At 39.5% G+C, this 21,102-nt stretch carries 22 protein-coding genes; 8 read left to right on the top strand and 14 right to left on the bottom strand.

All coding sequences use genetic code 11. The features are described 5' to 3' along the window. Positions 1-68 precede the first annotated feature (68 nt). The 9 genes from IEE83_RS00660 to IEE83_RS00620 all read right to left on the bottom strand — a co-directional run bounded on the left by IEE83_RS00660 (position 69) and on the right by IEE83_RS00620 (position 8,708). Complete coding sequence (locus tag IEE83_RS00660; RefSeq protein ID WP_194118721.1) at positions 69-638, bottom strand: carboxymuconolactone decarboxylase family protein; 570 nt, start codon at positions 636-638, stop codon at positions 69-71. Between the two features lie 106 nt (positions 639-744). Continuing rightward, complete coding sequence (locus IEE83_RS00655; RefSeq protein ID WP_194118720.1) at positions 745-1,893, bottom strand: DUF3179 domain-containing (seleno)protein; 1,149 nt, start codon at positions 1,891-1,893, stop codon at positions 745-747. A gap of 86 nt (positions 1,894-1,979) precedes the next feature. Beyond that, positions 1,980-3,227: an MFS transporter gene (locus tag IEE83_RS00650; protein ID WP_194118719.1), complete on the bottom strand. Its 1,248-nt coding sequence runs from the start codon at positions 3,225-3,227 to the stop codon at positions 1,980-1,982. 18 nt (positions 3,228-3,245) lie between these two features. Continuing rightward, positions 3,246-6,017: a TonB-dependent receptor gene (locus IEE83_RS00645; protein WP_194118718.1), complete on the bottom strand. Its 2,772-nt coding sequence runs from the start codon at positions 6,015-6,017 to the stop codon at positions 3,246-3,248. A 25-nt stretch (positions 6,018-6,042) separates the two neighbouring features. Further along, complete coding sequence (locus IEE83_RS00640) at positions 6,043-6,603, bottom strand: carboxymuconolactone decarboxylase family protein (RefSeq protein ID WP_194118717.1); 561 nt, start codon at positions 6,601-6,603, stop codon at positions 6,043-6,045. A gap of 40 nt (positions 6,604-6,643) precedes the next feature. Beyond that, a complete protein-coding gene (locus tag IEE83_RS00635; protein ID WP_194118716.1) occupies positions 6,644-7,183 on the bottom strand; it encodes a carboxymuconolactone decarboxylase family protein in 540 nt (179 codons plus the stop codon). Positions 7,184-7,404: 221 nt separating this feature from the next. Further along, positions 7,405-7,911 (bottom strand): hypothetical protein, encoded by a 507-nt coding sequence (locus IEE83_RS00630; RefSeq protein WP_194118715.1) that lies wholly within the window; start codon positions 7,909-7,911, stop codon positions 7,405-7,407. Between the two features lie 198 nt (positions 7,912-8,109). Continuing rightward, positions 8,110-8,310: a helix-turn-helix transcriptional regulator gene (locus IEE83_RS00625; RefSeq protein WP_194118714.1), complete on the bottom strand. Its 201-nt coding sequence runs from the start codon at positions 8,308-8,310 to the stop codon at positions 8,110-8,112. Further along, the gene (locus IEE83_RS00620; protein ID WP_194118713.1) at positions 8,307-8,708 is read right to left on the bottom strand and encodes a hypothetical protein; all 402 of its coding nucleotides are present in this window, start codon (positions 8,706-8,708) and stop codon (positions 8,307-8,309) included. Before IEE83_RS00620 ends, IEE83_RS00625 begins: the two co-directional genes overlap by 4 nt. Before the next feature lie 364 nt (positions 8,709-9,072). Between IEE83_RS00620 and metG the strand changes: the two genes are divergently transcribed. After that, a complete protein-coding gene (metG, locus tag IEE83_RS00615) occupies positions 9,073-11,145 on the top strand; it encodes a methionine--tRNA ligase (protein ID WP_194118712.1) in 2,073 nt (690 codons plus the stop codon). A gap of 99 nt (positions 11,146-11,244) precedes the next feature. Here the strand turns inward: metG and IEE83_RS00610 are convergent, their stop codons facing one another. The 3 genes from IEE83_RS00610 to IEE83_RS00600 all read right to left on the bottom strand — a co-directional run bounded on the left by IEE83_RS00610 (position 11,245) and on the right by IEE83_RS00600 (position 12,778). Beyond that, complete coding sequence (locus IEE83_RS00610) at positions 11,245-11,580, bottom strand: hypothetical protein (protein ID WP_194118711.1); 336 nt, start codon at positions 11,578-11,580, stop codon at positions 11,245-11,247. Positions 11,581-11,769: 189 nt separating this feature from the next. After that, positions 11,770-12,174: an Hsp20/alpha crystallin family protein gene (locus IEE83_RS00605; protein WP_194118710.1), complete on the bottom strand. Its 405-nt coding sequence runs from the start codon at positions 12,172-12,174 to the stop codon at positions 11,770-11,772. Positions 12,175-12,502: 328 nt separating this feature from the next. After that, the gene (locus IEE83_RS00600; protein ID WP_194118709.1) at positions 12,503-12,778 is read right to left on the bottom strand and encodes an Rdx family protein; all 276 of its coding nucleotides are present in this window, start codon (positions 12,776-12,778) and stop codon (positions 12,503-12,505) included. A 512-nt stretch (positions 12,779-13,290) separates the two neighbouring features. Between IEE83_RS00600 and IEE83_RS00595 the strand changes: the two genes are divergently transcribed. From IEE83_RS00595 to IEE83_RS00575, 5 genes are all read left to right on the top strand, one after another. Then, positions 13,291-13,680: a hypothetical protein gene (locus tag IEE83_RS00595; RefSeq protein ID WP_194118708.1), complete on the top strand. Its 390-nt coding sequence runs from the start codon at positions 13,291-13,293 to the stop codon at positions 13,678-13,680. Between the two features lie 186 nt (positions 13,681-13,866). After that, complete coding sequence (locus IEE83_RS00590; protein WP_228101616.1) at positions 13,867-14,397, top strand: hypothetical protein; 531 nt, start codon at positions 13,867-13,869, stop codon at positions 14,395-14,397. Beyond that, positions 14,384-15,244, top strand: coding sequence for a sensor histidine kinase (locus IEE83_RS00585; RefSeq protein ID WP_194118707.1), 861 nt, complete (start codon positions 14,384-14,386; stop codon positions 15,242-15,244). The genes IEE83_RS00590 and IEE83_RS00585 overlap by 14 nt, the downstream gene beginning before the upstream one ends. Before the next feature lie 12 nt (positions 15,245-15,256). Further along, positions 15,257-15,904, top strand: a complete 648-nt coding sequence (locus tag IEE83_RS00580; protein WP_194118706.1) for a response regulator transcription factor — start codon at positions 15,257-15,259, stop codon at positions 15,902-15,904. Between the two features lie 190 nt (positions 15,905-16,094). Next, a complete protein-coding gene (locus IEE83_RS00575) occupies positions 16,095-16,775 on the top strand; it encodes a type 1 glutamine amidotransferase domain-containing protein (protein WP_194118705.1) in 681 nt (226 codons plus the stop codon). 42 nt (positions 16,776-16,817) lie between these two features. On the opposite strand, the gene rfbC is transcribed toward IEE83_RS00575, so the two are convergent. Continuing rightward, positions 16,818-17,360 (bottom strand): dTDP-4-dehydrorhamnose 3,5-epimerase, encoded by a 543-nt coding sequence (rfbC, locus tag IEE83_RS00570; protein ID WP_194118704.1) that lies wholly within the window; start codon positions 17,358-17,360, stop codon positions 16,818-16,820. A 109-nt stretch (positions 17,361-17,469) separates the two neighbouring features. Between rfbC and pyrF the strand changes: the two genes are divergently transcribed. After that, positions 17,470-18,297, top strand: a complete 828-nt coding sequence (gene pyrF / locus IEE83_RS00565; protein ID WP_194118703.1) for an orotidine-5'-phosphate decarboxylase — start codon at positions 17,470-17,472, stop codon at positions 18,295-18,297. A 48-nt stretch (positions 18,298-18,345) separates the two neighbouring features. Further along, entirely contained in the window at positions 18,346-19,581 is a 1,236-nt protein-coding gene (lysA, locus tag IEE83_RS00560) for a diaminopimelate decarboxylase (RefSeq protein WP_194118702.1), read from the top strand. 113 nt (positions 19,582-19,694) lie between these two features. Here lysA and IEE83_RS00555 read toward each other — a convergent pair whose 3' ends face one another. Next, positions 19,695-21,077 carry an aldehyde dehydrogenase family protein gene (locus tag IEE83_RS00555; protein ID WP_194118701.1) on the bottom strand — a complete coding sequence of 461 codons (1,383 nt, stop codon included), beginning with the start codon at positions 21,075-21,077 and terminating at the stop codon, positions 19,695-19,697. Between the last annotated feature and the right edge of the window lie 25 nt (positions 21,078-21,102).

Raw genomic sequence — 21,102 nt, 5'->3', positions numbered from 1 at the left:
AAGAAGTTTCTTACATTATTTTCAAAACTTCGAAAGATACATAAAATCTAGGTTTTAAGATTTGCTTCTTACTTTCCAATACTCTTCAAAGCATCAAACCCGGCATAACCCTCTGCTGCAATCCTGATTCCGCGTGGAATATAACTTTGTTGATCTGTTGATGCCCAGGTTCCTAAACCATCAACATAACGATTGAACATGCAAAAAGCGGCGGCGATCAGAACCGTGTCGTGGATTTCAGAATCGGTGGCACCTTCATTTTTAGCATTTTCAATTTGATGCGGCATTACATGCTTTCCGCCTTTCTGAACACTGGCTGCTATTGATAGCAAAGCTTTCATTTTATCCGAAACAGGTGCATCCTGGTATTTTTGTTTTACCTGATTGATTAATGTTCCATCATCTTCCAGATAACATTGTGCGGCCGCTCCATGTACACTTTGGCAAAATAAACAGTCGTTCAAAAAGGAAACATAAGTGGCTATCAACTCCCGGTCACCACGTGTCAGATCATTATCCGTTTCTCTCAACAAAGCCTCGGCCAGTAAATTAAGCGGACGTGCAGTTTCCGGCCTGAAAGCCATAAGTCCGCGAATGCCTGGAAGCTGCTCTTCTTCCGGAATTGTTATGTAGGCCATTTTTAGTTAAAAGTAGAAAGTTAAAAGTTGAAAGTTAAAAGTTGAAAGTTGAAAATGGTCCGGTTAAAAGTTGGTTGCATGGCTAATAAAACACATATCTTTCTAATTAGTATTTTTCTGTTTCAGGATGAAAAGTTTGCCAGCTGTGCCAGAATTCCTGGTAGGCATTGATGGCTTGCAGATCGGGATTTTTTTCGGGACTGATGTTTTTTCCCAATAGATTATAAGATTTGGAGCCGAGATAAAGTGTATCATTTTTAAGAATGACTCCCTCCGATTCTGACGGCCTTGCAAAGGCGAAAAAACTTTTATCGTCTGAGGCCAGCACAAGTGTCGTGGGCTGATTTCCTACCATGCTATTGATTATCCTTTCTCTTCTCAAACGGTTCCAGTCAAAGGCTTTGCTTGCTTCTCCATTTTTAATACCGACAACCCAGGATTTATCTTTCCAGGAAAGTGAGTCGGTTTTGGTAAGTGCTGATTTTCCTTTTCCACTTTCATATTTGGTCATTCCCTCATATTTTTCCTGAAACTCAGGATCTGGCTGCATGATCAGCGTATTCGGATGCAGGGCAATCCACTCGGATAAGGAAGTTTGCGTACTGTGAATTTCAGGTAATGTTTTCCCTTTTGACGAACCCGTAATGGCTTCACCATTCGCTTGTCGCCACCAGCTGTGGGTTGTTTCGTCTTCAAACATCGCATTGAAATGATCCATACCAACAAGGCGGAAAAGTTCCGGTTTATTATCAACAAGCGGTTCAAAAACTCTTCCGGTGCGGCAAACCGTACAATAAGTGACGATAATAGGTTTTCCGTTCAGCTTATCCTGAATCTGATGATGATAACCTATAAACTGAATTGGATAGGCTTTTGCTTCTCCATTTTCCGTAACGCCAATAATTAATCTATCCTTATCAACTTTATTTTCAGAAACATTTTTCAACGACAATGTTTTAGGTTGATAAAACATGGTATCCGCTGCCATTTCATAATTGGCCGCATAACTTATACCAATCGTTAAAAGAAGAAACAGGGCAGGAATCCATTTTCTTTTTGCCTTAAAAACACCTGCCGCTCCAATGATGATCAGCAGTGTGAAGAAAATCCGGAATGGCCAGCGCCAGGTATACAGGAAATAAGCAAGGTCAATGCTATTCATACGCTGACTTCCAGGCATGGGCATAATGAAGTAGACTTTGGCTATTTCAAATAAAATAAGACCGATAATTCCAACGTAAAATAATTTTTTCATTTGATTTATTTTGAAATCATTAAGTTGATGTAGTTTAGAGAAACGGACTCGTCAAATGACAAGTCCGTTTGCTTGAATTAATTAACCTATGATAAATTCTTTATATTGCTTTCCGGGTCTCTGCTGAGCCAGGCAGTAATGAATGCGATCAGAAATGGTATTGAAAAAACCAGTAATGCGTTGCCAAAACCTCCTAAAACGGTTACCAGAGCTCCGATAAAAAAGACAGCAGTAGCAGTAAAAAACCGGCCGATATTGAAACAAAATCCAGTTGCAGTCGCTCGGATAATTACTGGAAATAATTCCGGAATGTAACTGGATAATGAGCCCTGGCTTATCCCGAAAAACAGCGCTAATAAAGCCGTTTCGAGATAAACGATTTTGGAAAAGGTATGATTGGTAATGAACAACAGACAACAAACAGTAATACAACCTGCAAAGGTGATCAACAATGTTTTTCTGCTTCCCAATTTTTTAACTAAAAAACCGGATAAAATCCCTCCAATAATTCCACCCATTCCTAAAAGAACCATCGTTAGTCCACGTTCTTTTTGTCCGTCCTGGCCAACGGCAAGTAATGACTGAACCCAAGTAGGAAGCCAGGAAAATATCCCCCAAAGCCCGATTAATACTGCGCCGAAAATGACAGATCCTTTGATTAAGTTTGAACGGTTGGTTCCATCAAAAACACGATCAGAATTCCTGGAAGAAGATTTTATCGTTTGCCATGAATGTGATTCAGGAGCCAGAAACAAAATTAACAATGCAATAACAACCGGAAGTATTCCAAGCCCGAAAGCTGGCCTCCATTCCGAAAAGATAATGTTCAAACTTCCCGTAGCTACAATCCCGATCGGAAAAGAAACTGCCAGGATTCCCAGCATCACAGGACGCGTTTTCTTTTCCCAGATTTCAGAAATATAAACTGTTGAAACCAGAAGTACTCCGCCAACACCCATTCCGGTAATAAAACGTAAGCCCATTAATGAATACCAGTTTGGCACGATAACAACCAGGCAAGTACCAATACCGTAGAGTCCGGTGCAAAATGCCAACGTTTTCACTCTGCCAACCCGGTCGCTTACCAGGCCAAAAAGTAATCCGCCAAACATCCAGCCATAAAGAAAAGTAGCATTTATGAATGCGCCGATCTCCCCCATTTCCGCTTCCGAAATTTCACGGTGCATCAGATCCGGAATTGCAACAGGCAGATAAACCGACATTAATGTCGATACTGTTCCGCTGAGAATGTAAGCCAGCATACAAAGACTAAATGCTATCCAGTTTCTGGTTAGTACAGGACTTTTTGTTTCATTTAATTCCAGAATCTCCATATCTGAATTTTATATAACCTATCTGAATAACTGATCAAAATTTAAGCTCACATAATATAATCCACCTACCGACGGAGATCCGAATGCTTGTACCACGTAATGATTAGTCAGGTTTGAAGCACCCAATTTCACCGTAGTTTTCAAGGATGGAACCTTATAACTTACCTGTGCATCCAGCAAGCTATATGCTGAAATTCTTCCGGGACGCAATTCTGTAAATGTTCCATACCAGTCAAATGCATTTTGCCAGTGCCAGGCCACGCTGAAACCAAGTTTATCGGTCAGACTCGCATTGCTAAGCGTAAGATTTGTTTTCCAGGTTGGCGTATTAAACGCAGGAATATTATTAGGATTCGCGTTGCGCAAATTGAATTCAATCCAGGTCGCATTTGCACTGATGCGATAATTTTTTGGCAGCGAATAGGTTAATCCTGTACTTACGCCCTGAATCGAAACTTTATCTGCGGCGTTGGTATATAATTGAAATGCCTGTGTTTTTCCATTCAAAATTTCAGTAGCCGCATCCGGGTTAATCTTTCCGTCAGGAAGTAAAACATTTGCTGTCGGGCGTATTACCACCGTGTTGATGATAAAATCAGTATACTCACTGAAATAATAATTTACATCGATCAGCAACTTTTTACCAACGATACCTTTATATCCAACTTCATAACTTTTCACTTTTTCCGACTTGATGTAAGGCACGTTTGACTTCACCAATTTGTCTTTGTTATTTGCCACAGCCTGAGGAAAAGGTGTTCCTTGCGCCACCTGTGCCGCAAATCCACTTGCAAAAGCACTTACCGAAGAAGAAGTGAATGAGTTTTCATAAGCGTTTAATCCAGCAGAATTCACAGGAACGCCACCTAAAATAATGATCGGTCCAACGTTCAGTTTTATATACTGATCGCTGATGGTTGGGTTCCGAAATCCTGTTTGGTATGAAGCTCTGAAATGATGATTTTCGCCCGGAGAAAAAACAGCGGAAGCGCGCGGAGTGAAACGTCCGTCGAAATTCTGGTTTTTGTCATAACGACCTGAAACTGTCAGTTTCAACATATCTTTGAACAATGATTTGGATGCCTGAGCGAACATGCCAAATTCATCATTTGTCAGTTTTTTGTTTAAATCATCCAGCAAAGTACCGCCTGTATCCAGATTGTATTTTCTATAATTTCCACCAACCTGCAAACTGAAAACATGCAAAAGCGAGCTTAAATCGTACATCGCTTCTACATGACGCAGACTGCATTTGCTCAAAATCCCGGCACCGGCCAATCCTCTTGTTTTAATTAACTGCTCTTTATCCGCATCGAATTCCGCAGTTCCCGGAAGGATCCTTCCCTGATCTGCAAAAGCACGCGCAGCGGTTGGATCATTTAAAGTAACTCCCGAAATTGATCCGTTATAAGCGGCAGCATAACGCTGAAACCAGGTGGCATCAGCAACATTTGGTGCCACCGTATTTCCATTCAAATCTTTGACCCACAGACGATTGATGAGCTGTCCAAGTGCACGTGAGTTGTAAGAATTCGTAGAAAGCTCCTGATTAGAATACGCGCGAACGTAGAAATTGCTTCCTTTTACTTCAAAACGATGTTGAATAAATTTGAAATCATTGATCACGAACCGGTTACTGCCCGTATATTGTGCTGTTCCCTGATTGAAATTTCCCTGATAAATGGCTTCAATTTTATCCGTAATCCGGTAATGTATAGCACCGTTTAATTTCAGACTGTATACGCCATACGTCGCCAGATCTTTTTCCTCATAGCCCGTACGTGATACACGGCCAATATTTGGTAAAGTTTGCGCCACTTCATCTCCATAAATATTCACCGCATTTCTCCCCGGATTATTCGGGCCTCTGTTGGCTGCCGGTGTATTAGGGTCAATATCTGTGTAATTATTTGCATACCAATCCGTTCCTGTCAGGTATGATGCATTCAGTTTAAACGCCAGTTTGTTATTAAAAGATTTCGCATAACGAACTGCCATATCATACATCGGCTTGGCACCAAGACCGGTACCGTCGTTGATGTGATTGACTCCAAATTTTGTCTGCACGCTTAATCCCTGATAATCAAACGGATTTTTTGTGCGTGTGTAAAGCATTCCGTTGAAAGCCACCGGTCCGTAAAGTGCAGAAGCCGCACCAGGAATCAGCTCAACACTTTCCACATCAATATCATGCGGACCAAATAAATTTCCCATCGCAAATCCCAAACCGGAAGGCTGGTTATCCACACCGTCAACAAGCTGTAAGAAACGGCTGTTTCCTGTGCTGTTGAAACCACGGGTATTTATTTGTTTATATGTCAAACTGCTCGTTACCATATCCACCGATTTCATATTGACCAAACCATCGTAATAATTTGCTGACGGTGTTTGCTGAACACCTCTGATATCCATTTTTTCAATACTTACCGGCGAACGAAGAATATTTTCTTCCACACGAGAAGCTGAGATTACAACCTGATCCAATTGTTCCGAAGCAATTTTCAAAGAAACTGTAATAGATGAATTGTTATTAATTTTTACTTCCTGACGTTCATAACCTACAAGAGAAATGACCAGGGAGGCTGGCGTGTTAATGTTTATTTCAAAATTTCCGGTCGCATTGGAAATGGTCCCTGAAAGATTTCCCTTCACAACAACGGATGCACCGGCCAAAGGCTGTTTGGTTTCCGCATCAAGGATTGTCCCTGCAATTTTGACGGTCTGGGCATTTGTTATTTGTGAAAACAACAGACTTAGTATTACTATAAATTGGTAAAAGTTTCTTTTCATATAATTTGATAAGGAGAGTCGTTTTTTATTTTTTTAAATGATCATAACCTTGTGGAAGCCTGTTGTAGCCGTGGTTTACAATTCTTTCTCCCAGATATTCATAGAATTCGGGATTAGCGGGCGTAACACTGGCAAGTCCGTCAACATAGCGGTTGTACAAACAGAAAAGTCCGGCTATAAGAACCGTATCATGGATCTCTTCATCGGATGCTCCGTTTTCTTTTGCAGCAGCAACTGCTTCCGGCGTAACCGCTTTTCCACTGATCTGTACCAGTTTGGCAATTTTTAAAAGTGATTTCATTTTTTCACTTACAGGCGCAGAATCAATATCTTTTTTAACCATTTCACAGGTTTCAGATTCTCCTAAAAGCAAATCGGCCGCGGCTGTATGCGCCGTTGTGCAAAAAACACATTCATTATTATACGAGACCACAGTGGCGATCAACTCCCTTTCTCCCTTCGTAAGTGTTGACTCTCCCCGCAATAAAATCTGGGTAAGTTCACGAATTGGTCCGGCTGTATGCTGGCTGTATTCAAGCAGTCCTGTAATACCAGGCAAATGTGCCGGCAGTTCTATATATGGCATTTTGTTAACGGTTTAGATGCTGGGAAAAGAAAATTCAGATTTAGTAGCGGTTGTAACCGACAAAAGCCATACGCTCACCCATTTCGCGGTAAGCTTTATTTTCCTTAGGTGCCCAGGTACCTAATCCGTCCACATAACGGTTGAACATGCAGAAAGCAGCAGCAATTAAAACGGTATCATGAATTTCCTGATCTACTGCACCCGCTTCCCGTGCGGCGGCAATATCTTCTTCCAAAACATGTTTCCCGCCTTTTTGTACTTTCGCAGCGATATCAAGTAAAGCGCGCAGCTTTTCAGAAACCGGGATTGTGATGAAATCCTGCTTGATATCATCCAGCAAATTCACATCGCAGGATAAGTGAGCCATTGCCGCCGCACCGTGTGAGGTATGGCAAAAATGGCAATTGTTGAGATTTGAAACGTAGGAAGCAATGAGCTCACGTTCACCACTGGTCAATGGAGACGGCCCTCTTAACAAGACATCTGCCAAAGCTCCAAGCGGTTTTGCAGTTTCAGGTTTGAAATTAAAAAGTCCGACGATTCCGGGAAGTTCTTCGTTCGGTAACTGTATATGTGCCATTAGAAAATGCTCCATTTAATCAGCTATATGACAGCTGATCGTTCATTGACAAATCTGAAATTCTGTCAATTAACTAGTTTTGAAATAGTTATAAGAATTCATAAAACTATTTGCACAGACAAACGAGGCGATATAAACCGCATAAACGACAGCATAAAGAATGATTTTAAAATCATTCAAATAAGCCATGTGTAACTTAAATGTGCAAAAAGAAAGAAGACTTAAACTAAATCCGGAGGTGGCGAAGGAATGCTCAGGAGCGCTTTAAGCGGAGTTAAGTTTTGGTACGTTGAAGTGTAAATCGACTTTTCAGACCATTCCATTACATAGAAAACATGCTTCCTGCTGGAAGTCATATATTCTTTAAGGAAACTTTTAAGTATTGTTGAAGGAGATTTTTTATGCGTATCGGAAGTATTGCCCGAAACTTCATCGTTGATATGAGAAACAAGGCTCATAAAACGATCACGTGCGTTCTGATCAAATTCACAATGAACATACATCGTGTCATTAATCAGCTGTCTTGATTTCATCTGGTAATATTCACCTTCATGCTGAATTTTACCTTCGGCTGGCTCAGGATTATCCCATGATGTCTGGTAAGGAATTGCAACCGGGACTTTAATTACAATGTCTTTTGAGAACTCGTGTCTTTCAATAAAACTTTCATCTCCTGTGCTAACGGCATACTTGTCTTCCAACAAATAAACTACGGAATAGCCCATCATGTTGTAAAGCAAAAGCCCAAAAAGCAATATGGATAAAATGCGACCCAAGGTTACAATAGTAAAAGTATTACTTGCAATTGTGCAAATATATAGAAATGAATAGAATTTGCAAGTATCGCAATCCCGGAGAAGTTAAATTTTGGAAAATGTTCTCTATGAAGGGTATAAAAAGTCATTTTTATACAATTAAAGATTGTATCAATCCCCTTCCTCTAACTCAAAAACTTCATTTACAGTCTTTTCAAATTGTTGGGCAATCTTCATTCCCAGTGCCAGCGTTGGGGAATATTTTCCGGCTTCGATGGCATTAATTGTTTGTCGTGATACTTGAACAAGTTCGGCGAGATCGGCCTGGGTAATATTCAAAATGGCACGTTCAATTCTTATTCTGTTTTTCATGACAAACTCCTTTCTTTTTTTGCTTCAATGGCCGGCTCAATATACAATAACCAGTAAAACCGGGCTATAAAAATAATGAGTGGAGTAAACATGTTGTATGATAAAACCAGTAAAAATGATCCGCCGTAAATTAGCAGAATACACAAAATGAGTGTTAGATAATTGGCATAAACACCCCATTGCAAGGCTTCAAGACGTATTTGCGCGATCCTTTCATCTTCCACTTTTTGCCTTGAAAATGCCACAATAAACAATCCTGTAATCATCAGAATACACAACAATTCATCTGCAATATCTAATGTAATATTGCCTCCATAAACCTGTGGATCTAAAAAGCCTTTACCACTGGAAAAAGGCCAGGGAAAACTTATTTCAAGCTTAAAAGGAACTTGCTTCACCAATGAGTAATCCCCAAAGAATAACAGACAATCCCAAAGCTGTGGCAATCCAGCCAAAAATCTGGTAATGATGTGGTAGAAGATATTTTGTTTTCATAAATACGGAGGTTTTGAAAGTACATCGGTGTAACGTCATAAATGTAAACTATATTTGAATTAATGTAAAATATAGTTTACATTTTATCCAATAAACTATACATTGAATCATGTCAGAAAGAGCCTTTCATAAGTTGGTTTTTATCAGGCCCTTTCAATACAATTTGTCAACGACACTAACTTCCAATTTTTGTTGTTTTAAAACATGCCCTCACTGAAACCGATTTCACTAACTTTGCATCATAAACTAAATAAGAGTTAAAAATTAATGGCAATTATTGACCCTAAACGCTATACCGTCACCGCGGCATTGATTTATGCCAACGGACCTATTCATATTGGCCACCTTGCCGGATGTTATGTTCCTGCTGATATTTACGTACGTTACCTTCGTTCAAACGAAAAAGATGTTGCATTTATCAGCGGTACGGATGAACACGGCGTACCCATTACCATCCGCGCAAAAAAAGAAGGACTTACACCGCAACAGGTTGTAGATAAGTATTACACACAAATCGACGATTCATTTAAGCAGCTTGGCATTTCTTTTGACGTTTATTCACGCACAAGCAAGAAAATCCATTACGAAACTTCCCAGGAAATTTTCAAGGATTTGTACGATAAAGGTGTTTTTATTGAAGAAACAACCGAACAATATTATGATGAAACGGCTCAGCAATTTTTAGCAGATCGTTATATCGTTGGTACTTGCCCGGTTTGTGCAAATCCAAATGCATATGGTGATCAGTGCGAGCGTTGTGGTTCTGCACTTAGCCCGACAGAATTAATTGAGCCGCATTCCATGCTTTCAGGAGCAAAACCTGTTATGCGTCCTACAACCAACTGGTTTTTGCCATTGGATAAGTTACAGCCTCAGGTTGAAGCATATGTAAACAGTCATCCGGAATGGAAAACCAACGTTTTGGGCCAATGCCAATCATGGCTTAAAGAGGGTTTGAAGCCTCGCGCCATGACGCGTGATCTTGACTGGGGAATTCCGGTTCCACTTCCTGATACGGATGGAAAAGTTCTTTACGTTTGGTTTGAAGCACCTATCGGATATATTTCTGCCACCAAAGACTGGCTGATTCAGAAAAATGGTACAGACGAAGGCTGGAAAAAATGGTGGCAAAAAAATGAAGATGGTGTTGAAGATACAAAACTGGTCCACTTTATTGGAAAGGATAATATCGTTTTCCACTGTATCATTTTCCCGGCAACGGTTATTGCAGAAGGAAATCTGATTTTGGCTGATAATGTTCCGGCTAATGAATTCATGAATCTTGAAGGTGATAAAATTTCCACTTCAAGAAACTGGGCTGTTTGGCTTCACGAATATCTGGAAGAATTGCCAGACAAACAGGATGTTTTACGTTATGTTCTAACGGCAAGCGCTCCAGAAACAAAAGATTCTGAATTTACATGGAAAGATTTCCAAACCCGCAACAACAGCGAACTGGTTGGAATTTTTGGAAATTTCATCAATCGCGCGGTAGTACTTACACAGAAGTTCTGTGATAGTAAGGTACCTTCATTAGGTGAATTAACAGAAATTGATGAAACTGTTTTAGCCGAACTTGCAGCTTTCCCTGCCAAAATCGGTGAAGCGATGGAAAACTATCGTTTCCGCGAAGCGCTTACATTTATTATGGATCTGGCACGTCTGGGAAATAAATATCTTGCAGATACGCAGCCATGGCATGCGATCAAAACGGATCCTGAGCGTGTCAATACCATCATGAATATTGCCTTGCAGATTTCTGCTTCATTATCAATTGTTGCAGAACCTGTCCTTCCGTTTACAGCAGAAAAAATTCGTAAACAATTAGGCGTTGAAAATAAAAACTGGGCAGACGCAGGAAAATCTGATTTATTAAAAGCTGGCCAGGAAATCAATGAAGCAAGTCTTCTTTTTGAGAAAATTGAAGATCATGTCATTGAAAAACAAATCCAGAAACTGCATGACGCAAAACGCGCCAACGAACTTGAAGGAAAAGTAGTAGCAGAAGTAAAACCTGAAATCCAATTTGACGATTTTGCCAAAATGGATATTCGCGTTGCTACGATTCTGGAAGCTGAAAATGTTCCAAAAAGCAAAAAACTACTAAAATTAAAGGTTGATATCGGAAGTGAACAGCGGACAGTGCTCAGCGGAATTTCCGAGCATTTCAAAGCCGAAGAAGTCATTGGAAAAAAAGTACTTTATCTTGCCAATCTTGCTCCACGTAAAATGATGGGTATGGAAAGTCACGGTATGATCCTGATGGCTGAGGATAAGGACGGAAGTCTGGCATTTGTTCAGCCAGGTAAAGAAATCTGGAATGGCGGAACTGTTAATTAATTCCGTTGATAAAATTGAAAGAGAAAAGCCTGCCGCGATATTCTGCGGCAGGCTTTATAGTATAGGAGTTATTAGATTTTCAAGTTTAAGGAGTGAAAATCATTCAAATTCTTTTTTCAGTTTATCATACAAAGCATTCACGCGATCCACCAAAACCTTACATTCTACCTCGCTCATCTGCTCAATGGTGTTGGTTACCGCATTGGATACAATTCTTCCTTCTTCATTTATTTTAGCTCCGGACTTGCGCGTAGAACCAAGAATATTTTCCCATTCTTCTACTAAATCCTCAGAAAAATATTTTGGTTCAATAATGTTGAAGTAAGCGGCCTGTGATTTTAGCTGCTCTTTTAGTTTTCCTGCTTCCGCGGCCGTACGAAGGCCTTCTGCCAGCTTTGAAAATTCAATAAAGGCAAAAATATTAGACTTTTTCATATCATGTGTTGAGTAAGGGAGGTTCTAAGTAAACAAATATACACAGATCGCACTTTAATTTTTCATCAAATAATACAGGTTTACTATATCTTAACATTAACTATTAGATGAATACCATTCTAAAAACAAAAACCCCACAATTTCCAATTGTGAGGTTTTTAAGTTTGGTTAGTCTGGCATTTCCTAAATCTACCAACGCTCGATATCAACTTTTCTGCGGAAGTCATCTTGTTGGTGATTAAATGGAAGAAACAATACCAAATGACGTTTTACACTATCATATCTTGCGGTAATATTATCAGCATCCACTCCATCCGGAATTGCTATTGTGCTGATAAAACGCATTGTTTTCCACTGTTCCTCACTTTCTCTTTCCTGACGAAATATTGGCAAGAGATGATATAATCTCATTTTGTCTTTTACAATTTCCAATTGAAGGTCTTCTGATTCTATACCGGGTGCCTTCACTGTAACTTCGTAACCATCCGTTCCTTTTTCAAGATGAACGATCGGTTCGCTTATTCCTCCGTTAATGGTATTGGTAAAATCAATATGCATCAACATTTCCCGTGGTATTTTTATCTTGCTTTCCATGGTATTTTGCGTTTTGTGTTCACAGATATTCATTAAACAAAAAATAATGTACCAGTAATTCCTTTATTGTTTAGATAGTGTTTTTATCAAAAGGTTTAATCGGGATAAAGAATTTATAATCAGTACATTAAACTACTTATCTAAATAAGTAAATATTTGGATGTATTAATTAAAATTAGCCGAAGTGCCATTTTAACAGTACAATTTTCTGGAAGCGCCATTCTGTCATTAAAATGCTATTTGTAAAAATCTCCAAATATTATTCACCTTTAGACAATCCAGAAATCAATCAGCCAAATTTTATAACTGATATACGACAATACACTTATCATCGATCATTGTGTCCTAAATTACGTTCAGGTGCAATCTGATCACGAACACGCTGCTTCATTTCCTTAGGTTCAGGAAAATGTCCTTCCCTTTTTCTATCCCACAAGAGATTTTCATCCAGCTTAATGGTATACCTGCCGGCCACTTCGGATGGTACTAATGTTACCGCATATAGGTCGTCAGAAAAAGTTGTCAGAAGCTCCTGAGCCATCCATGCTGCACGTAAAAGCCAGCCGCATTTTGGACAATATTCTATTATGATCGTTGGTTTCATATCTTGTTTGAAATAATAAATTGATGCTATTCTTCAAAATTAACCGAATCTTCGAAAGAGAGGAATTCTTACAGAATTTATTGATGGCACAAGAGAAAATAGCGTGAATTTGTAAGTAATATTCGACATCAGGAAATTGAACATCAAACTTCAAAATAAAATCCGTTACACAATCTGTAAGGGCCATGTAACTGCTCCTGACCTGTTAACCATAATCTAAATGTGCCGGGGTAAGTTGATGACGTGCAACAAAGGTAAACAGGGCGTGCGTTGCATTTTAGCCTGAATCCACGCGATTCTTTAAAAGGTATGTGGCATTTTAACAAATCGTAATTACCCCTGATCTGGCAGGTAATATTACGTGTTTTACTTTTCGAGCATTTATTAATTTACTCAATTACAACAACTTATAAAAACAAAATTATCTGGCAAATTCTGGCATCTTGGCAATCGTGATAGTAAGAAGTAATTTTACAACAACTATTTTAACTCTCTTCTTAAAAAATACGAACATGGCAAAGTTCACCGGTAACGAAGGCAGGCTAATTTCTTCTAGGGAAGTAGCGCAGTTAACAAGTCCTCACCATACCCTGGAAAAAGAGATCAAGGCACGTGGTGAAAATTTTATTCAGGCAGAATTTTTCGGCTTAAATACTTTTAAAAAACTCATCGACCCACTTGGCAAAGACTGCGTTGGCTTTCGTGTATATTATGGTGCACAACATGAAGATCACGACGGCAAAGAAGTTGTAATTGGAATAGGAAAACATACATCAAGACTCATTATTGTACCTGTTGATTCCAATGGAAAAGACATTTCCAGGGGAATTGGCCTTAAAGATATGCCGGCAAGTGACGTTGCAATGGCTGGTGGACCTACCTGCCCATCTCATTGTAATTAACCGCATTGAATTATGTTGCTGATTGAATCTTACCTTACTTTCATTCACAACCATTTAATTGTGTGCCTTGCAGTTTTTGTGACAGTAATTCCTTTATTCCTGATTTTTTACAGAAAAGCAAACATTGATCCCTCATTTAATCTTCTTTTGATTTACCTGATATCGAAGTTGATAATTGACCTAATCATGTTTCACTATGCCACGCAGCGAACAAATAATCTGATATATTACAATCTGAGCGTTCCATTGCGTTATGCTTTATTAAGTGGTATGTTTTATTATAAAATTGAGTCTGTTGTATATAAAAGAGGTATTATTTATTCTATTATCGGATTTTTGATTTTTTCAATCTGGGATGTATTTCATGTTAATCCCGATATAAAAGATCTGCATAATCACAGTATGGTTGCCTATGCCACAACAGTGGAATGTTTATTGATGTTATTCTGGATACTTGTATATTTCTATGAGATAATCCGTATGCTCAAAATCCCGAATTTGCTGACGTTTCCGTTTTTTTGGGTTTGCTCAGGATTATTACTTTACTATTCAAGCTTCATTTTTATAGCACCAATTTTACACTATTCGGATAAATGGGAGAATCCTCTGTCTATTGGATTTCTGGATTTAGTTCCTTACATTTTTGAAACACTTTGCCTGTTATTTTTCAGCATCGGAGTTTGGATATTTTCAACGCGTTATTATGCAAAACAGTGACGGATTAACCTGGGCAATACTAATCGCTACACTTGCAATGTTGATGATGGCATTTTTTGTAATACTTTTTGTAATGTTTTATCAAAAGAGGCAATTGCATCAGGAGAAAAAACTGCACGAAATTGAAAAAGATTATCAGCGTCTTTTGCTTGATACAGCTTTAAATTCGGAAGAAACTGAACGCAGAAGAATTGCGCAGGATCTTCATGACGATATTGGTACAATGCTATCGCTTACCAAGTTAAGCCTCAATCAACTAAGCAAACTGGTCGCGGAGTCGGGGATCAAAGAGGACCAGATCATGCGAAAATCCCAGACGCTGGTTGAGGAAACAATTTTACATGTGAGAAGAATTACCCGCGATCTTGTCCCGACAACCCTGGAACGTTTCGGGTTGGCTGCGGCCATTGAGGAGTTTATCAATAAACTCGAAAATGGTAAAGATTTGAAGATTTCATTTGTATCAAATACGGAAGAATCTCCGCGCCAAAGTCAGAAAATTGAGCTCACTATTTACAGAATTATGCAGGAATTGGTGAATAATTCAATCAAGCATTCGCAATGTTCGCGGATTGAAATTAACTTGCATGTAAATAGCAAAATCATTGAACTTCAGGTAACCGATAATGGAATCGGTTTTGATCCTGATACTGTGAAAGACAACCACCTGACAGGCCTGGGATTACTTGGAATTGAAAGCCGGCTGGCGATTGTCGACGGTACAATTCACTACGAAAAACCAAAATCGGGAGGTTCAAAAGCATTTGCACAAGTACCGGTTGTACCCGCATCTCAGGCAAAACCTGAACCATTACATCCATTCCGCCGTCAACGCGTGACAATTTAACAACAAAAACTAATGAAACTGGGCATAGCCGACGACCATGAATTGTTCAGAAAGGGATTTATTTCCATGCTGAGTAATGTTCCGGATTTTGACTTTGTCCTGGAAGCGGCAAACGGACAGGAACTTTTGGACAAGCTTCCTGAAAATATGCCTGACATTGTTTTCATGGATTTACAAATGCCGGTCATGGACGGAATTCAGGCAACGGAGCTTGCATTCGAACGTTTTCCCGATATCAAAATCATTGTTGTTTCCATGTATAATGAGGATCGTTTTGTGATTCACATGCTGGAAAAAGGTGTTCAGGGTTATTTATTGAAAGATACAAGTCCCGACGAAGTTGAAAAAGCAATTCGTCGTGTAGCCGAAGAAGGCTTCTATTATAACGATTTTGTTTCAAAAGCGATGCACCGGAAAATGGTAAATCGCCAGCCAAACAAACATCCATTTTTCCCAAATTCCTGCAACGTAGCGCTTTCTGCACGGGAAAAAGAAGTGCTTCAATTAATATGTGACGGTTTGTCGACTGTGGAAATAAGTGAAAAACTATTTATCAGCGTGCGCACTGTAGAAGGTCACCGTTTGCGTGTTCTTGAAAAAACCGGCACCAAAACGACTGCGGCTGCCGTTGCTTTCGCTTATAAAAATCAACTTTTGTAGAAATAAATTTCACGCAAAGTTTTAAAAGATAAAAGTTAAGAACGCAAACTGCTTCGCGTGCTTTGCTTTTATCTTTTTCGCTTTGCGTGAAATCATTCTTCAATTTTATTTATCTTTCTAACTCATTCATGAATGACGAAATTAGTCATCATTCTATCATTCAAACTTCTCTCATTCAATCATTGATCAAATGAAAGTACTAATTGTTTGTACCAACCATGATTCTTATCCTTCCAAAGCGGGAAAAACAGGATTGTGGATGAGCGAGTTAACGCATTTTTACGATACAATGACAAGACGAAGAGTATTGGTTGATATTGTAAGTCCGAAAGGAGGCGTTATTCCAATCGATGAAAGAAGTTTTGATCTTAAAGATGAAATAAACCAGAAGTGTTTTAACGACGCTGCATTTCTTGCCAAGTTTGAAAAATCATTAAGTCCTTCCGAAGTGATCGCCAAAGATTATCGTTTGATTTTTTTCACGGGCGGAGATGGAGGTATGTGGGACTTCCCAGATAACACAGAATTACAGGAAATCACCAGGATTATTTATGAAAACCATGGCATGGTAACCGCCGTCTGTCACGGTGTAAGCGGACTTTTGAATGTGAAACTTTCGGATGGCTCTTATCTGATTGATGATAAATATGTTACCGGATTTTCTCACGTGGAAGATACCATCATGAGTTTTGTAAGTGAGATTCCGTTTCACTTGGAAGATAAACTTCGGGAACGCGGCGCGCATTACACCAAATCGATGATTCCTTTTATAGAATTTATCGAAATGGACGAAAGACTGATCACCGGACAAAATCCAAATTCTGCCGGGAAAGTCGCTTCCAAAGCTTTGGAAGAGCTTTTTGAAAAATAAAAAAAGACCGCTTAATAATTCAAGCGATCTTCTTCAAATATCTTAAACGTATTTTTCAAATAACGTTTTAAAAGTTGGCAATATAATATCCTTTTCAGAAACGATCGGATTTTCTACGCCCCAGTCAATTCCTAAATCAGGATCATTCCATAACAATCCGGATTCTGCTGCTTTGTTGTAAACATTGGTACATTTATAACTGAAAACAGAATCTTCAAGCGCTACAAATCCGTGGGCAAAACCTTCGGGAACATAAGCCATATTATTGGTATCGCTGCGTAATTCAAAAACTTCATGTTTTCCAAAAGTTGGCGATTCCGGACGGATATCTACGGCTACATCCAGTACGCGACCGGAAATTACACGAACCAGTTTTCCCTGAGCAAATGGCGCGTTTTGAAAATGTAAACCTCTTACCACACCTTTGATGGAGAAAGACTGATTGTCCTGAACAAAGTTTGTCGGCAAGCCTAATTTCTTAAATAATTCTTCATTGTATGATTCAAAAAAGAATCCTCTGTCGTCCTGAAAAACGCGCGGGAAAATTTCTACTAAACCGGCAATGGAGGTTTCGCGGATCTGCATAGTTATGTTATAAATTATCTTTTTTAAAGATTGTTATCATTTAATGTGTGTGCAAATTTATGAATCTATTTGCAGAGGTTGTAATTTCGGCACATTATTTCGAAATAACATGACATACGAAGCGCTTTTTGAACACATTTCCCAAAAGAAATCCTATCTCTGCATAGGCCTGGATACAGATATACGTAAAATTCCCGCTCATTTATTAAAAGAGAGCGATCCGGTTTTTGAATTCAATAAACAGATTATTGACGCAACAGCCGATTATTGCGTTTCTTATAAACCGAATATTGCTTTTTACGAAGCTTTGGGAGCGAAAGGATGGGAAAGTTTACAAAAGACGATTGAGTATATTCCAAAAAGTCATTTTACAATTGCTGATGCGAAAAGAGGTGATATTGGAAATACCTCAGGACTTTACGCCCGTACTTTTTTTGATCCGTCATCATCCGGATTGAATTTTGACTCGGTAACTGTTGCGCCTTATATGGGCAGTGATTCTGTAACACCTTTTCTGGATTTTGAAGGAAAATGGGTGATACTACTTGCTTTAACGTCAAATTCCGGCGGTGCAGATTTCCAGAGACTTGAAACGAAAGATGGATTTTTGTACGAACAGGTTTTGAAAACTTCACAAACCTGGGCAGGTGCGGATCGGATGATGTATGTTGTGGGTGCGACACAAGCAAAAGATCTGGCCAATATCCGGACTATTGTTCCCGACCATTTTTTACTTGTTCCGGGTGTTGGTGCACAAGGCGGAAATCTGGAAGAAGTTTCCCGTTATGGAATGAATAAATCCTGCGGACTGCTTGTGAATGCATCCAGAAGTATTATTTACGCAGGCGATGGTTTGGATTTTGCAGAAAAAGCAAAAGAAGAAGCGCAGATATTACAAAAAGAAATGGCGGTTTATCTTGAAAAGTATTGTAACTAAATCAGGATTATTCATTTAAATCATAAACGATTATTATTTAATTTTCCAATGCAACTTTCAGAACAAAATACATATACAATACAAAATATTGATCCGGTTCAGCTCATTGAAGAATACGGAAGTCCACTTTATGTTTATGACGGCGGGACAATTCGTCGCAAAGTGCAGGAATTACAAAATGCTTTTTCAGGCATTAACATGAAAATCAAATTTGCCTGCAAGTCCAATACCAACCTTGCGATTTTACGTTTGATGCGAGAGATTGGTGTTGAACTGGATGTTGTTTCAACCGGCGAGCTGGAAATGGGAAAACTGGCTGGCTATGATACCAAACAAATCACATTCACGCCAAGCGGTGTTCCATTTCACGAAGTAAAAACAGCGGTTGAAGCAGAGGCTATTGTTAATGTAGACAGTATTCCATTGCTTGAATGGTTCGGACAAACTTATGGAAATACAAAACCATGTCTGATCCGCCTGAAACCAAATGTTGCTGCCGGTGGAAATATCAAAATCATGACGGCCCACGCAGATTCCAAATTTGGAATTTCTGTTTTGCTTTTGGATCAGATTCTTGAAGTTGTTAAAAAATATGATATTAAAGTAATTGGTTTACACCAACATACAGGATCGGATATTAAAGACGCCGAGCCATTTTTGCAGGTTGCTGATATCGTTTTTGAAGCTGCGCTACAATTTCCTGATCTTGAAATTATTGATTTGGGTGGCGGATTTAAAGTTTCTTACAAACCAAATGATCCGATTACGGATATGGAGCTTTTGGGAAATAAAATTTCAGAACGTTTTAAAAACTTCTGCGCGAAATACGGTCGTGAGCTGCAACTATGGTTTGAGCCAGGGAAATTCCTGGTAAGTGAATGTGGTTATTTACTGGTTAATACAACCGTCGTAAAAGAAGATCCGGCCCGTACTTTCGTTCATATCGATTCAGGATTAAATCACTTGATCCGTCCAATGATGTATGGTTCTTATCATCATATTTTAAATGTTTCAAATCCGTCAGGAGAAGAAAAAGATTATACAATTGTTGGTTATATCTGCGAAACAGACACATTCGCAACTGATCGTCCATTACCAGAAGTTCGTCAGGGAGATGTTTTGGCATTTTTAAACGCAGGTGCTTACGGCTTTACAATGAGCTCTAACTACAACGCCCGCTTCCGCCCAGCCGAAGTTTTAGTTGATAACGGCGCCGCAAAATTAGTTAGAAGAAGAGAAACTTTGGAAGATTTGCTGCGCACGCAGGTAGGTTTCACAGAGTAACACAGAGATTTCACAGAGAACCACAGAGAAAAAGAAGAGGTACATAGAGTTTAGTTAATAAACAACTCTGTGTACCTCTTCTTTACTCTGTGGTTCTCTGCGTAACCTAACAACTACCCAATTTTCAAGTGGAAAGATTTGGCTTTGGTTAAAGCTTCGTAACCCACTTTTGAAAGCGTCACTCCCCTGCCCGAATTTTTGACACCCGTCCAGGCCAAAGCCGGATCAAGATAATCGCAGCGGTTCATAAACCAGGTTCCGGTTTCCACCTGCGCTCCGATTTCCAAAGCCGCGTCAATATTGCTTGTCCAGATAGAAGCCGTCAAACCATATTGACTGTCATTCATCAACTGAATCGCTTCTTCATCACTTTTCACAGACATAATTCCAACAATTGGGGCGAAACTTTCTTCCGTCATCACTTGCATGGTATGATCTACATTGACCAAAACCTGTGGTGCCATATACGGCGTTCCTTCTTTGTGTGCCGGAAAAAGTGAGGTATCAATCAATGCTTTTGCACCTTGTTCTACTGCTTCTTCAATTTGTTTTTGAGCAAAAGCTGCGGCAGAAGTTCTTACCATTGGACCCAAGGTTGTGTGTGCATCAAGCGGATCTCCCAGCGTATACGTCTTTGTCAATTCAACAAATCCTTCAACAAACTTGTCATATACATCTTCATGAACATAAATTCTTTCAATTCCACAGCAAGATTGTCCGGAATTAAAGAACGAACCATCCACCAGATTTTGAACTGCATCAGCCAGATTTGCATCCGCACGAACATAGGCAGGATCTTTCCCGCCCAGTTCTAAACCACCAACAATAAAACGCTCATTGATTGATTTCTGAACCGCATGACCACCTTCCACCGAACCTGTAAAGGCTACATAGGAAGTTCTGGTGTCAGCAATAACCGTGGCTACCTGCTCATGACTTAAATGTAAATATTGAAAAACACCTTCCGGCAAACCTGCATATGCAAATGCTTCGGCATAACGCTCAGCGCAAAGCGGCGTTTGCTGGGCATGTTTTAAAATGACCGTATTTCCAGCCATAATTGCCGGAATAACCGAATTCACTGACGTCAAATAAGGATAATTCCATGGCGCAACCACGAAAACTACCCCAACAGGATCACGGCGGATAAATCTTTTAAAACCTGCGATTTCCTCGACTTCAACATCAGCCAAAGCCTGTTCCGCAACAGAAATCATGTATTTAGCGCGTTCCTGAAATCCTTTTTTTATTTCATTGGCGGTATAGCGAACGGGGCGACCCATCTGCCAGGTCAGCTCCAAACCAATTTCGTCAGCATTATTGACAAAATATTCTACCGCTTTCAAGCAGAAAGCTGCACGTTCCTGAACCGTCGTCTTTTTCCACTCTTTTTGTGCTTCGGTTGCTTTCGCCAAAGCACTTTCAATCATTTCATCCGTCGCCAATGGCCGTTCCAGATATACTGATCCGTCAATCGGGCTAATTGTTTTTTGCATAATTCAAAAAAGTTTGATCTTCTTT

The organism is Dyadobacter subterraneus (assembly GCF_015221875.1).
GTDB classification, from domain to species: Bacteria; Bacteroidota; Bacteroidia; order Cytophagales; family Spirosomataceae; genus Dyadobacter; species Dyadobacter subterraneus.
Note: the sequence above shows the minus strand (reverse complement) of the source record. Positions and strands in the feature narration are given on the sequence as shown.